We start from the raw sequence: 13953 nt of genomic DNA on the forward strand, positions 1-13953 counted from the left end.
AAAAGTACTAAAATACCATTAATTTACAACAAGTGGGTAAGTCCTGCTGCTATTTGAGTTGCGTCTCCGTTACTAAGCACAGCAAAGGAATTACCCTCAGTCGGGAAGTCTTGTAGAGGCGTTGACCACACCGCCGCTTGATTAGGATTATCTGAGGTTAACGAAGCATCAACTAAACAACCTAAGGCTTCCGGAGAAAGCATTGCTGCGGCAAGTTCAAATGCATTTGCCGGTACTTGTTGCACAGAAACGGAATCATGAGAATGGTTCTGTGCCTCTTCATGTCTTCTCTGCCTTTCTTCCTTCATTCTTTCCAACTCTTTTGGATCCAAAGATATCGAACTCCTTTTAAATTATTTAGGTGCTTTGGCCATTCACAAGACAAATAGATAAGCACTTGTTTTGTGAATGGCCAAGCTCCTTTGTAATCAGGTTATTATGATAGGTGCGGTTCGGATTGGATGATTGTCCAAAAACTAAAAATACAAGCTATTGTCCTTAGTGATACTATTGATAAGGAGTACTCGATTAGAGTTATTAACGGTTCTTGCATAGGGGATTTTGTCTATTTCTTTTAAAAATTGAGGTTATAAGATGGTGGCAATGTTCAAACAAATGCTGCACAATAGTTTTATATAAGATTATGAATCTAGAGGTATCATCAATGGACAATCGTTACGATTTATTACTTATATAATCTTGCAACAAAATGTTCGCAATTCAATCATTATCATTTTAAGTCAACCTTTGGTAGAATGAATATGGATTGACGAATGGGGGACATAATCATGTCAGATTTAAATGTTTTTATAGCAATGGGGGCGGGTTTTTTAAGCTTTATTTCACCGTGCTGTCTTCCACTTTACCCTGCGTTTCTTTCCTATATTACTGGGATGTCAGTGGGAGAACTGAAAAGCGACAATGGGATGCTGCAAAGGCGGAGCATGCTGCATACACTTTTTTTCTTAATTGGTTTTTCCATTATTTTTATTGCAATTGGTTTCGGTACATCATTCGTTGGCAGTTTCTTTATGAATTATCAAGATCTAATCCGGCAAATCGGCGCTATTTTTATCGTCGCATTTGGTTTAATGATTGTGGGTATTTTTAAGCCGGAGTTTATGATGAAGGATCGTCGTTTTGAATTTAAAAATCGTCCGTCAGGATTTATTGGCTCAATCTTAATTGGGATGGCTTTTGCAGCAGGATGGACTCCTTGTACAGGACCTATTCTGATGTCGGTTATTTTATTGGCTGGTACGAATCCTGAATCAGGAATGTTATATATGATGGCATATACTTTAGGTTTTGCTATTCCTTTTTTCATCCTTTCCTTCTTCATTGGAAAAATGGGCTGGATACGAAAGAATAATTTAAAGATTATGAAAATCGGCGGTTGGTTGATGATTGTAATGGGAATATTCTTATTTTTCGATTGGATGACGGTTATCATATCGCTCTTATCAGCTCTTTTTGGCGGATTTACCGGATTTTAATAAATTATGATACTTTCAAGGTCTTTTAAAATCATAATCATTCCTATGAAAAGATTTATTCATGAATTGTAAATCATGAAAAGTTCCATTATAGTTATTAGTAGCATAATGAGTTCAATGACTTTTCTATACAGTTCTTTGTTTGTTAACGAGGAGGAAAGAGTTTTGGCTAGAATTTTAATTGTTGATGATGCAAAATTTATGAGAATGACTTTATCTACTATACTTACAAAGGCTGGACATGAGATTGTAGGAGAAGGCGAAAATGGAAGAGACGCGATTCGCTTGTATCGTGAGCTGCAGCCGGATTTAGTCACTTTAGATATTACAATGCCTGAAGTTACTGGTATTGAAGCTGTTAAAGAAATAAAAAGGGAATTTCCAAATGCAAAAGTAGTTATGTGCTCTGCTATGGGACAACAAAAAATGGTGGTAGAGGCTATTGAGTCTGGGGCGAAGGACTTTATTGTAAAGCCCTTCGACGCATCGCGTGTTTTAGAAGCAGTTGAAAGGATTCTTAAATAAGGAAATGGAAAAGCTGGAAGCTGTTTTTAGTTGCCAGTTTTTTTCCTTTTCGATATCGTTTAATTGTAAATATAGATTTAAATCACATTTTTTTCTTTTTGGCTATGATATTATAAACTTGTCATTTAATTACTGCTATGAATGTGACAAAATGGTTTCATGGTTGATATAATATTAATGTATTTGATTTCAGTAAAAAGGAATGAAATAATATATGGATTTGGTCCTAGTATCTTCAGTAGGAGCAGTAGGTATGGCTATTTTTGCTATGTTCGTCAGAATGAAATCAGCAAAGAAGCCTGCCACAGTAAAAAAAATATTATTGCCGCCGCTCTTTATGAGTACCGGTGCATTGATGTATGTTGTTCCAGAATTTCGTCTAACTTCAATGGAAATAATTGAATCCATTGTGATTGGGATATTGTTTTCCATTCTTCTGATTAAGACAACGAAATTTGAAATTAAAAATCAGAACATTTATTTAAAACGTTCGCGTGCCTTTATGTTTATTTTATTAGGAATCTTTGTCATCCGTCTTGCCGCGAAGATTATTCTTAGTTCGACCATTGATTTCGGTGAACTAAGCGGAATGTTTTTCTTACTAGCATTTAGTATGATTGTGCCATGGCGTGCGGCCATGTATGCTAGTTACCAAAAGCTAAAGAGGGAGTTAAATCATACACTTACTACAAACAAGTCGATATAAAATATAAAAAAGGCATCAAATTTGATGCCTTTTTTATATGCCTAAAATAAATGGTTATAAGGTGTTAGCTCAATTTGTTTTTCCTCTAATTTCTTTAGCAGAAATTTATGATCTCGCTTTGGTGTGGCCATAATATATCCTCTAATCACTAAATCTTGATCAATTTTATCTGCTTTTTCTTCTAAAGCAAGTTCTCCAATCTTTCCTGCAATTTTATGTTTGGCTACATCTCGAAACAGCTCAGGAACAGGGGAAACTAAATCAGCAAGCAAATCTTTTTCCTCTTGATTCCATAGATGAATGGTGTTATTAACATAATATTCTTCCCAGTCCATATCCGATTTGCCATCTTCTTTAGGCATCTTTTTCAAAAATTTTCGGAACATAAAGAAGCCGCCAATTGCAAAAGAACCGATTAAAATGACAACCCAAAATAGGATAAACCATAGAAACCAACCATCTAACATATTTTTCACCCACATCAATATTCTATCATTCTATATTATATAATTTTTCTTATTTTCAGACAAGAAAGAAAGCTAACTAGATAATCTAAGGTAGACGTAGGGAAATGAAGATGATGGAATTTAGATATCATCCAACTATTTATAGTTTTTAATCTATAAAATTCAGACTTTATACATGGGATTGTCAATATATACGTATTGTGAAATCATTGTTTTTTTAGTATACTAAAACAGTAATGGGGCTCAATGGGGCACTGGTGTCCCCCGTGGTCTTCAAAACCATCTGTGACCTGCGTGCCAGGTCAGCTGGGTTCGATTCCCAGGGGGTCCCGCCAAAATTTATGATATTTTTACTAATATTTATTACATATAAAAAAACCGCACAGTGATTGTTCACTTGTGCGGTTTTTATTTATTCCTTACTGTTAGCAGCTTTTATTGGGAAAATTCATTATCCAAACATAACATATCTAGTCTATAATAAAAGGATGGCCTTATAAGCCAAAAGGGTCTATCATTATGACCCTATAAAGATGTAAGCAGGTGAGTATAATCGACGTCATTGAAACAAGGGTGAGAGGTTTTATTGCCGATATTCAACATCCTAAACAAAAAAAGAAAATAAATATAAACGACTTAGAACTGCAGTTGAGGAGACTGTTAGATGACTATTTTGAAATCGACGGCTATTCGTTGTTTTTTCGTACAGTTGAAACATTGCAAGAGGAAGGACAGCTTATCCCAATTTTAAATAAACAATTCAACGGTAAAACACCGGCACTTAGCTTATTTTACTGGGTTAATATAAAGGCACAAGAAGCAAGATGGAATCGCCTTGAGATGATGAAATTAGGTGATTTATTTGATTTTTCTTATTATGAACGGCATCCTGAATGGCAAACAAATCAGGAATGGAAGAGAATTGAGAATTTATATGCATTTCTTAAGTCTAGTCAGAATAGGGAAATCGTGTCATGTGAAGAAAGAAGCCTTGAACTGTTTGGTCATGAAAAGTTCTTGGTAGACGGTGAGATCTTTCCAGAAGGAAAAGGCTTTTTAACTCGTATTGGTATAGCAGAGGACCAGCTTAAAATGGTGAATTATGGTGAGCCTTTTGTCTTTTGGCTGAAACAGGGCAAAGAAATGAAGGACATTCAAAGAGTATTGATTGTCGAGAATCTATCATTCTTTCATACTTCTATCCAATTATTGGAGACTAATCAGCTCGATTATGATCCAGAACTTATTATTTATGGCGAAGGAACAAAAATAGAAAGAAGCTTTTCTTTTTTCTTTCGAATGTTTCCGCATAAAAATTACCTATTCTATTACGCAGGAGACTTAGATGCAGAAGGTTACGGGATTCTCATTCGCTTGATTGAAAAATATCCAGATTGCTGTATTCAGCCAGCGTTAAAAATTTATCGCAAAATGCTTGAATGCTTCGAGCAGAAAAATGACCAGAAAATTGGCCAAAATCAAAACCAAAAATTCCGTGATTTATTTTTCCAATGGTTTACAGAAGAGGAACAGGAACTATTACAGCAGTTATGGCAGGAGAATAAGCGGATCCCACAGGAAGTTTTAACGATTGAAACATGGAGGAGATGGGTGTGAACGAATCATGGGAAGGATTTGCCCAGCGCATGCAACGGTTAAATCCACTGTTTGAGCTTGGGAGGGGAATGGAGGTTGGAGAGTTGAAGCCGTATCTCCAAACCATTCTCATGCAAGTACTACTCACGATCTTCTATCGAGAATTAAATGATGATGACCATAGACGAAAATCAGATATTCGGTATATGATAGAAGATTCAATTAAACAAATGAGGCTTTTAGCGGATGATAAACAAATTGAACGTATTACAAGCGGACTTCTGTATCAAGGAAAAGAAGAGTATAGTAAACCGTTTGAAGCTTTGTATTTTGATGAAATTAGACAATCCTGGGAGACTCAAGTCTTCAGGTATGTAACAATGGATGAATTATATACAAATTTAGAACTAGGGGGTTCTATTGTCTATAAATTGACAGATGTCGCCCAGGAAATGATTTTCATGAGCAGGGAGATGGCGGAGGAATTTTCCATAACCATTGAACAACTCTACAGTTTGCAGCTAATTAAAAACGGTAATTTTAGAAAAGCCACTCGAAACCTCGATAACCTCATATCACGAGTAAACCGCTTAATGGCAAAGGAATTTACTTTCCAAAAGGAAATGATTAACAATCCTAAAGTTTTATTAATGGAAGCAGAATGGCAAAGGGTTAATAATCGTGATGAAATAGAAAAGCAATTTGAAGAAGAAAAAAACCACTTCCGTACGATTACTAGCATGATAGAAAAAACAAAAAGAAGAAATGAAGAAGATGATGCCATTCAGAAAGAATTGATTCTTCTTCAAGAAAAAATTGGTCATACAAGGCAATTGCATGATCGTTTTGCTAAGCTTGTTATTCAAAATATCTCATATGAGATGAAATTAAAAGCCGAAAATCCTTCATTGTTTTGGGAAATGAGCCTTGTTTCATTTCGGGAACATTTTTATGAAAATTGGCTGATGAAGGAAGGCGTTCAACGATTTGATATGATAGAACGTATACTTTCTCCTATATTTTCACCGAAAAATGAATTTATTCTGCCCTTAGACTGGATTTGGGGTGAACAGGAATTTAATGAAAAGCAACTAACAGAGGCTGTAGAAGAGAAAGTGGAAGAAGATAAAACGACCCATATGCGTGTGACAAACTGGGAATCTGTCATAAAGGCATGGAGTTATGTTTTTCAATATTTACAAACATATGGAGAGTTTTCATTAATAGAACTACAGGATCTGCCACTAGAAATACAGGATTTATGGTTTGAAGAATCCGAAACCATAGATTTATGGATGATGTTTGATAAAAAGCCGTTAAAGGTTCAAGTACTGCAACGGAAGGAAGAAACATTAAGTGATGAGAGAGAGATCCTTCTATTTAAACTTATGAAAGAATACCCGCAATTTCAAATGTTTGAAGGTTTAAAAATTTATACAAAATTTGACCCTAAAGCGGAACCTTTCCGAATGTCTCGAATGAAAATAACTCCATTTAAAATATGTGTACAGGAGGAAAAATAATGGATACAGAAACAATCAAAAAAGCATCGGCTGTCTATTTTTCATTATTAAAAGATAAAGTCATTGATGAGAATAGTGAACACTTCCAGATATATTTTGACCCGGAAGTAAGACAGACGGTCCTGTTATTAGCAGATGAATCCGGTACATATATCATCGAATCTCCTAAACGGATCCAATTAGTAGTCCAACCAACAGGCTCTGTCTTTGCTACGAATTTTACTCATTTGAAAGAAAAGCACAAACAAATTGAAACGAAAAAACATTTTCATCTCATCAGTATTGTAATTATGTCATTTTTAGCAGCAATTGATCAAAACCAAGCGGCAAAAATACGTATGAAGCGTGAAGGAATCAGCTACTATGCATTAGAACGACAAGTAAATGATTTGATAATGAATTGGGATTCTATTCTAAAAGCGAAACCTTCCTTCGGAGAAGAAGAACGAATTGATATGAAGGATGTTGTAATAACTTGGAAATACATGGAGATTGATACGGAGGAGTATGGAGTTAAGAAGGCCAATAGACGAACTAGAATTGGTTTAATTGCCAGTGCTATGCGTTTATTGGAGACTGAGGGTCTGATCGTCATTCTTGACCTGGATGAGATACCAAAGGCCATTCCAAAACAAGAGCTTTTTGAGCGTATTGAATACCTGTATCACGATTACGACCGTTACGAGATGTTTAAAAATTTGATGACTGTAGAGGGGGATAAGCATGCCGAAGATCCATCGAATTAGAATTGTCGGCCTGAAGTATGATGGCATGCAAAAGCAATATAAGGATACCACTTTTAATTTTCATAATGATGAGACGTCAACTAATGGACTTATTGCCATGATGAATGGGGGTGGGAAAGGTGTGTTCCTGCAAACCATCTTCCAAATTCTTAAGCCTGGAACATCATGGGGAAAACAAAACAATCGTTATTATCAACAGTTTTTCTTTAATCATAAAGAGCAATTTATTCCTTATACCTTCCATGTTGTGATTCAGTGGGAATTGGACGGTGCTGACCACAGGCACTTAGTAACTGGCGGTATGTTCTCAGCTGAACAGCGGATTTCGATGAGTGAAGAAAGTGGACATGAAAGTAAAACCTTGGAACAGGAAGCGAAAATTCTCCCTGTTATTACTTTTTACACGAGAGAATTTGAACGGAAAGAAGAGGCCGCGCTTGGGCATATTCCCCTGTATGAAAATGATGAGGTTGCTGAAACCGAAGGCTTGAAAGACTATTTGAAATGGAATGGATATGATGTTTACCGCGATATAAAGAAGCATTATCGAATTCTTGATACATACGGTATTAACCGTAAAGATTGGGATATTATGAAGGAGATTAACAAGGATGAAGGAGGAGTTGGGAAATATTTTGAAGGAGCTGAAGATGATCATTCCTTGTTCCAAAAACGAATTATTCCCACTGTTAGCCAAGTCCTTCATCGAACCGAACAACAAAAGAATGACCTTGTCGAAATTTTCAAAAGTCAGGCAAGTATTGCAAAGGATTTGCCTATTCTTTTAAAAAGAGAGCAGGCACATAAAGAGTTTTTAGAAGACATTTATCCTTTTGAAGAGCACGTAGCTAAAGGTATAGAGCAACAAGAAATTGTTCAGAGAAGTATAAAGGAAGGGAGGCAGCTGCTTGGTGCTTTAGAGCATTTAAAGAGATCGGAAGAGGAAACGCTGCTTACTTTAGAGGAAGACGTTAAAAATTTAACGTTAAAGCAAGCAGAGTTGCGCTATCAAAAAGACAATCTGGAATATGCAAAAGCGCATAGAGAAGTGCTGGATTGGGAGAAGAAGTTAGAGGAAGAGAAGAATAAGCATACTTCTTTAGAAGCAATTGTAAAGGAAAAACAGGAACAAAAAGACCAGCTAGCCTTTCAAGTATTATTGAAGGAGTGGTATGAAAACGAGCAAACCATTCGCTCGTTAGCACAGCAGATTGCAACATTGGAACAAAATAGCGGCCTAGAGCAAGTGAATCAAAGAATGGAAGAAATCAAAAAAACAGCAAGCACGAAATGGGAGCAATCTTATCATTCAATACAGAAAGCAGTTGTGAATTATTTAGGATATCAAAAGTTCCTAAAGGCACAAATAACAGAGTTGTCTCAGCAGGATAAACAGAGGACAAAGGAGATTGCTCAAGCTTCTACTGAAATTGATTTTTTATATACGCAAATGCAACATTTTGAAGCTAAGGAAGAAGTCTTTATTAAGGAGTTTGGCGACCGTATAACCTATGATTTAAATGGCTGTAAGCTTAGCCTTTCTAAACAAATGGAGGAGAAAAAACTCTTAATAGAAGAGCTGCAGGACAAAATAAAGAAGTCAAATAAAACGTTAAATCAATTGGCCGCTTCAAATGGAACGATTATCCAATCGATTCAATTCTCTGAAAATAATTATGAAAGATTACTATCAGCAAATGAAGAACAGAAGCAAAAAGAAGCAAGACTAGTAAATAGGCTTCATGGGGTATTAGATGATGTAACAGGATTGTTAACTCATGCGCTTCTTTCAAAATATGCAATCCAAATTGAAGACATATTAGTCAAAAATAATGAACAAGTCGAGGAAATTAAAAAGGAACTTTGGGAAATACAACTAGACTATTCCTTAAATGATGAGCATTTTTGGATTGCTAATAATGATGTAAAAGAATTAAAGGAATGGATTGATGAAAAGACTGGAATCGATGTGTTTTATGGAACTCAATTTCTTCAATCTTTAAGTGCAGAGGAAATGGAGAACGTATTATTGACGAATCCACTTCTACCATATGGATTAGTCGTCAGTCAGCATCAATGGCAAAAAATAAACCAACAGGTCCTTTCCGGAAGAATGTTTAAAAGTCCTGTTCCGATTTATTTGCGTGAGGATATGAACAAAGATAAGCATCAGTCGTCCTTTGTTTTGATTAATGGAATAGAGAAAGGACTGTTAACGGATAAAAATCAATTCATAGATTGGAAAATAAAGATTACTAAACAAATAGAGGAAACAAAAGAAACATTGACTGAACTGGAAAAAACAGAAACATCCTTACGTCGTATTTTAAAAGAGATTGATCGGTTACTATCGGGCAATCTTTCCAGTGATATTGAAAAAACCATCCATCAAGAACAAAGTACCCTTCTTTTTAATAAAGAAAAATTACAGGAAATCACAACTCAAGAAGTAAAGGAAAAGGAATGGCAGATCCAGTTAAATGAACAGCTAGAGAAGACAAAGCATAAGATAGAAAAGCTAACAAAAGATATAGAAACATTAACCAATTATGAGCGTGATAAGTCTTTTTATCAAGAAAATAAAAGGGTAAAACTAGAGAAAGAGAACCAAAAGGAAGCTGTAAGCATAGCACAGCAGGAAATAGGAAAAGAGCATCAAACGATTGTTGATTTGCAAAGCAAGTGGAATCAAACGTATTTAGAATGGAAGGTTTCGATGGAACAAAATATAAAGGAGATTGCCTTTTTTATTGAAACAGCCGTTTTTCCATCCGATGAAAAATCAGAGATAAACGAAGAGGTTCCACGCTTATCAATACATCTATTAGAAGAGTTAAATGGAAGTATTGAAGAGTTAAAACAATTGCAGAAATCAAAAGAAGAACAAGCAAGAGAATTACTAGTTATACAAGCAACGAAAGAATCAGAACAAAAACAGCAAAAGAAATTGGAGAAAAAACTAAATACGCATAACAAAGATTGGAAGAACCATCTAGAGCCGGATGAACCGATGCCAATATTAGAAAATCTTCTGCAAACTTCTCAAAAGGATGTAAAGGCTGCGGAAAAAGAAGAACGTGAACAAGGAACAGCGGTAACAGTAGCTGAAACATCCTTAAAACATGCTGCTGAGCAGCGTGACAAGTCTGGCAAAAAGATAGCAAAGCATGAAAAACAGCCTGAAGAATGGGAAAATCTTGATTTAGAAGTAAAGGAAGTAGAAATAAAAGATCAAACAAAAATAACGAAAGCGGAAATAAAGCAAGCGGAAAAGCTCCAAAAAGAAACAGCCGACAATATTACAGGTTATGAGGGGGATCAATTAACCTTATCTGTTATTCTAAAGGAAGAATCATCACCGTTTACTGAAGAAGATATAGAAAAAATCAAGTCTCAAGGCAAATCCTGTATTCTATCCTGGTGTGAAAAACATCAAGCGATTCAAGAAGAAGGTAAAGAAAAGCATGCGAAAATCGATCAATCATTAAGGAATTTAAAGCTTACGATAGAGGGAAAAGACTGGGAGATTCGCTTTAAAAATGAAGTATTAACAACCCTGGATCATATGGATACAAGACATTATACTCATATTCAAAGCATTGTTAGAAATATGAAGCGTTTCTCACAAAGCGGCTTGGAACAATTAGAACGTGACAAAGAAAGGGCAGAAAAAGCGCAAAACTTCTGGGCAAGCCGTGCCAGTATGAAAGTCATGAGCATTTCAGAGGCGATTCGTTCTATGATTACGAAAATGAAGTTAAAAAATGAGCGAGGCACCTTTCCGCTTGTCCAGCTTAAAGAAGACATCCTGCCTAAAAAAGCAGAAGATGTCGAGTCGCTCTTGAAGCAGCATTTTATTGCTTCTATCAACAAAATTACGAGTCAATTTGATCGAATTGATGACAATAATCGAGCTTTAGATGATGAAATAAAACAGCTTATTAGTGATGAGCAAATCTTATTTGTATCCCTTCGAAATCGCTATCCTGAGCTGCTCGTCTATAATATGCGAACGGATAATGCGTTTATGTATGGGAAACCGCAAAGAGAGCATTATTCAACCTGGCAGACGATTAATCAAGGTTCTAAGACGAAATCTGATGGCAGCGGCGGGCAAAAGCTTTCAGCTCGAATGGTTGTGATGATGATGTTATTATCAGTAAAAAGTGAAACAGACCAAAGCTGGGTGCCTTTAGTATGTGATAATCCATTTGGACAAGCTGCATCGGCGCATGTCCTTGACCCAATATTCGCAGTAGCCGAGAAACTGAAGTTTCAATTCATTGTCGTTACTCCCCCTGAATTAGTGAAAACGGAAATCAGCCAACGATTTGCTGCCTATTATAAATTGGACTTTATTCGAGAAAAAGGTAAAGAAATTGTTTCGGATACGATTGTGCCAGCCTTTCGGATTTACCAGGGGGAGGAGGTTGTTCTATAGGGATAAAGTCGAGGAGAAAAAAATCTCACTTTCTATATGGAAGTGAGATTTTTTAATTAGGTTAATAATGAGTTGAGAAAACAGTTGGAAATGGATTTATTACTAAAAATAAGAAAAAAGACGATAACTATTAGTTCTATCAAATAGCTTTGTTGTGCATTAGATATATTAGAAAGGAGGGAGAACTATGTCAAATGAACGGTTAGAACAATTTGAATACTTTGTATTGCCAAATAATATAACAGGGGGTACTGTTATTGTCCTGAATCAATTGCTGCAGCAAATTGCATCTATTACAATCCATTCAATCTAAAGGCGAATGTTGGCTGGCAGGCAATTAATAACCAAAATAATCAAGATATTTTAAAAGTTGATGTGATTTTTGAGATTTGGCGTGGGCCTGTAGGAGTAGGGAACCCTATTTATCGAGCAACAGATAGCGCCCAAGCATCAAATGTTGGTTCAAATCTTCGTCTGACATTTGATAATCTTGCAGTAACATCGGTCGTTCATGTTGATGAAACAGCAGGAAACAATACCTATCACCTGACAGCGAGATTAGGGACTGCAGGAGATTCAGCTGCAATGGTAATTGGACCAATTACTTTTTACGGAGAAGAGATTGATGTATCTTAATAGATAATCTATCTCATATACTTCTAGATTCAATATTAATGGACAAGTACCAATGAATTGCTAATATGTGACAAATAAAAAAACGGGGATATAAAATGGTATCTGTAGATAAAACACTCTTTTTTAGGTGTCCTAACTACAGGTACTTTTTAGCTTTCTAAACTCTTTTTATTTTGTCCATTCTACTCGGATTCCCTTAAAAACAACAAATAAATATATAAAAATTAATTTATATACAAAATCTGACACAAATTAACTGTAAACTCTAGTAAAATACTAGTAAATTGACAAATGCATAAAAGAATAATGCCATTGCTAGTCGGATTTTATGCAAGAGGGGGAATGATGAATGGAAAATAATGCAAAGGAATTACTTGTAGACCATAATAGACAACAAGTAAAATCCACCCAATGGTTTAAAAACTGGAAGTGGATTACAACTATTATCGTTCTTATTATCGGACTTATCTTTGGGGCAATTAGCTATTATCAGGCAAATCATTTTCATGCACAGACAACGATTAATGGGATAGAAGTTGGTGGGATGACTGCTGATGAAGCGCTTGGTAAATTAAAAACATCCGTTTTAAAAAATGAAGTCTATATTGGCAAACAAAAAGTATTTGACGGCAAAGATACAAATCTGGGATTTACGGATGATGATTTAGGAACTGTTGAAGAGCTATTAAAAACCAAGCAGAATTTTTTCCCCTCTTCGAAAGGAAAAGGCTATTCATTGGCGCCAGGCAACCCAAATCTTCAGCGCAGTCCAGAGATGATCAAACAAGTGGAAGAAAAACTAGTAAATATGAATAACAGTTTAAAAGCTCCACAAGATGCGGCGGTTCATTTAGAAAATGGAAAAGTAGTTATTTCTAAGAGCGTTGAAGGGGAACAGTATGATATAGCTAGTCTATTAAAGGAATTGAAAAAAAAGGAATATGCTAGTGTAATTCATATTGATCCTGTGTACTTAGCGCCCATTAAAGAAAATAGCGAAGTAATAAAAAATGAAGAGAAAGTGCTGCAGTCCCTTCTAGAGCATACGGTTAATTATCAGGTACAAGACAAGGTTTATTCATTAAAAGGTAGCGATGTAATTAAAAATGCAACTGTTACAAAAGACTTGAAGTTTGAGATTGATGAAGAAGGTATTAAAAATAAAATTACAGAAATCAATCATTCTCAATCCACATTGGGTAAAGACTTCACATTTAATACCCATTCTGGTTCCACCATATCGGTAAAAGGTCAAGGTTATGGGTGGGCATTAGATGTGGAAAAAGAAACCGCCTTGGTTAAGGAAGCCTTTGAGAATGGAGAGAAATCGGTTTCTGCTTCAAATATTTATGGAAATGGCTGGAATAATGAAGGTTACGGGTATGAAACTTTGTCGAATAATGGAATTGGTGATACGTATGCAGAAGTATCTCTTGATGAACAGCGGATGTGGATATACAAAGATGGCAAATTAGTTTTTTCTACGAATGTTGTAACGGGAAATCGCAGTAGTGGAGAGGATACGTCAAAAGGAGTATGGTACGTGCTTTATAAACGATCACCATATGTGCTAGAAGGCCAGCGAATTGGAAGTACTTCAGGTTATGCCGTTAAAGTAGATTATTGGGTTCCTTTTACGAACCCTGGACAAGGATTTCACGATGCTGGATGGAGGACAAACTGGTCTAGTAATGCTTATCTTACGGATGGATCGGCTGGCTGCGTTAATGTTTCACCTAGTGTGATGAAAAACTTATATGATAATCTCGATGTATACGATCCAGTTGTTGTATATTAAGAACTGGAAACCTAGTTAC

General features: G+C 35.8%; 12 protein-coding genes and 1 tRNA gene. 11 read left to right on the top strand and 2 right to left on the bottom strand.

Annotation, left to right across the window (positions count from 1 at the left end):
- Window positions 1-23 precede the first annotated feature (23 nt).
- Window positions 24-332 (bottom strand): hypothetical protein, encoded by a 309-nt coding sequence (locus tag F4V44_RS25990; protein WP_150442881.1) that lies wholly within the window; start codon window positions 330-332, stop codon window positions 24-26.
- Between the two features lie 456 nt (window positions 333-788).
- On the opposite strand from F4V44_RS25990, the gene F4V44_RS25995 reads away from it, so the two are divergent.
- The 3 genes from F4V44_RS25995 (at window position 789) to F4V44_RS26005 (ending at window position 2727) form a co-directional block, all read left to right on the top strand.
- The gene (locus F4V44_RS25995) at window positions 789-1496 is read left to right on the top strand and encodes a cytochrome c biogenesis CcdA family protein (RefSeq protein ID WP_150442882.1); all 708 of its coding nucleotides are present in this window, start codon (window positions 789-791) and stop codon (window positions 1494-1496) included.
- Between the two features lie 165 nt (window positions 1497-1661).
- Window positions 1662-2021: a response regulator gene (locus tag F4V44_RS26000; protein ID WP_150442883.1), complete on the top strand. Its 360-nt coding sequence runs from the start codon at window positions 1662-1664 to the stop codon at window positions 2019-2021.
- Window positions 2022-2235: 214 nt separating this feature from the next.
- Window positions 2236-2727: a CcdC family protein gene (locus F4V44_RS26005; RefSeq protein ID WP_150442884.1), complete on the top strand. Its 492-nt coding sequence runs from the start codon at window positions 2236-2238 to the stop codon at window positions 2725-2727.
- A 41-nt stretch (window positions 2728-2768) separates the two neighbouring features.
- Here the strand turns inward: F4V44_RS26005 and F4V44_RS26010 are convergent, their stop codons facing one another.
- A complete protein-coding gene (locus tag F4V44_RS26010) occupies window positions 2769-3194 on the bottom strand; it encodes a DUF2621 domain-containing protein (RefSeq protein WP_150442885.1) in 426 nt (141 codons plus the stop codon).
- A 238-nt stretch (window positions 3195-3432) separates the two neighbouring features.
- Between F4V44_RS26010 and F4V44_RS26015 the strand changes: the two genes are divergently transcribed.
- The 8 genes from F4V44_RS26015 to F4V44_RS26045 all read left to right on the top strand — a co-directional run bounded on the left by F4V44_RS26015 (window position 3433) and on the right by F4V44_RS26045 (window position 13934).
- Window positions 3433-3529: transfer RNA gene (locus F4V44_RS26015), tRNA-Sec, on the top strand.
- Window positions 3530-3737: 208 nt separating this feature from the next.
- Window positions 3738-4811 carry a Wadjet anti-phage system protein JetD domain-containing protein gene (locus F4V44_RS26020; RefSeq protein WP_150442886.1) on the top strand — a complete coding sequence of 358 codons (1074 nt, stop codon included), beginning with the start codon at window positions 3738-3740 and terminating at the stop codon, window positions 4809-4811.
- On the top strand, window positions 4802-6313 hold the full coding sequence (locus tag F4V44_RS26025; protein WP_223882040.1) for a hypothetical protein: 1512 nt from the start codon (window positions 4802-4804) through the stop codon (window positions 6311-6313). The genes F4V44_RS26020 and F4V44_RS26025 overlap by 10 nt, the downstream gene beginning before the upstream one ends.
- Complete coding sequence (locus tag F4V44_RS26030; RefSeq protein WP_150442888.1) at window positions 6313-7059, top strand: DUF6063 family protein; 747 nt, start codon at window positions 6313-6315, stop codon at window positions 7057-7059. The genes F4V44_RS26025 and F4V44_RS26030 overlap by 1 nt, the downstream gene beginning before the upstream one ends.
- Complete coding sequence (locus F4V44_RS26035) at window positions 7037-11500, top strand: coiled-coil domain-containing protein (protein ID WP_150442889.1); 4464 nt, start codon at window positions 7037-7039, stop codon at window positions 11498-11500. Before F4V44_RS26030 ends, F4V44_RS26035 begins: the two co-directional genes overlap by 23 nt.
- Before the next feature lie 187 nt (window positions 11501-11687).
- Window positions 11688-11813 (top strand): hypothetical protein, encoded by a 126-nt coding sequence (locus tag F4V44_RS28225; RefSeq protein ID WP_263406689.1) that lies wholly within the window; start codon window positions 11688-11690, stop codon window positions 11811-11813.
- A 62-nt stretch (window positions 11814-11875) separates the two neighbouring features.
- Entirely contained in the window at window positions 11876-12136 is a 261-nt protein-coding gene (locus F4V44_RS26040) for a hypothetical protein (protein ID WP_150442890.1), read from the top strand.
- A 349-nt stretch (window positions 12137-12485) separates the two neighbouring features.
- Window positions 12486-13934 (top strand): L,D-transpeptidase family protein, encoded by a 1449-nt coding sequence (locus tag F4V44_RS26045; protein WP_150442891.1) that lies wholly within the window; start codon window positions 12486-12488, stop codon window positions 13932-13934.
- Window positions 13935-13953 lie beyond the last annotated feature (19 nt).

The sequence above is a fragment of the Niallia endozanthoxylica genome, assembly GCF_008710145.1.
In the GTDB taxonomy this organism is placed as follows: Bacteria; Bacillota; Bacilli; order Bacillales; family Cytobacillaceae; genus Bacillus_BD; species Bacillus_BD endozanthoxylica.

Coding starts and splice junctions, on each gene's coding strand:
- F4V44_RS26025 (WP_223882040.1), top strand. CDS start 4,802: ATGGGTGTGAACGAATCATGGGAAGGATTTGCCCAGCGCATGCAACGG.
- F4V44_RS26030 (WP_150442888.1), top strand. CDS start 6,313: ATGGATACAGAAACAATCAAAAAAGCATCGGCTGTCTATTTTTCATTA.
- F4V44_RS26045 (WP_150442891.1), top strand. CDS start 12,486: ATGGAAAATAATGCAAAGGAATTACTTGTAGACCATAATAGACAACAA.
- F4V44_RS26005 (WP_150442884.1), top strand. CDS start 2,236: ATGGATTTGGTCCTAGTATCTTCAGTAGGAGCAGTAGGTATGGCTATT.
- F4V44_RS25995 (WP_150442882.1), top strand. CDS start 789: ATGTCAGATTTAAATGTTTTTATAGCAATGGGGGCGGGTTTTTTAAGC.
- F4V44_RS26035 (WP_150442889.1), top strand. CDS start 7,037: ATGCCGAAGATCCATCGAATTAGAATTGTCGGCCTGAAGTATGATGGC.
- F4V44_RS26010 (WP_150442885.1), bottom strand. CDS start 3,194: ATGTTAGATGGTTGGTTTCTATGGTTTATCCTATTTTGGGTTGTCATT.
- F4V44_RS28225 (WP_263406689.1), top strand. CDS start 11,688: ATGTCAAATGAACGGTTAGAACAATTTGAATACTTTGTATTGCCAAAT.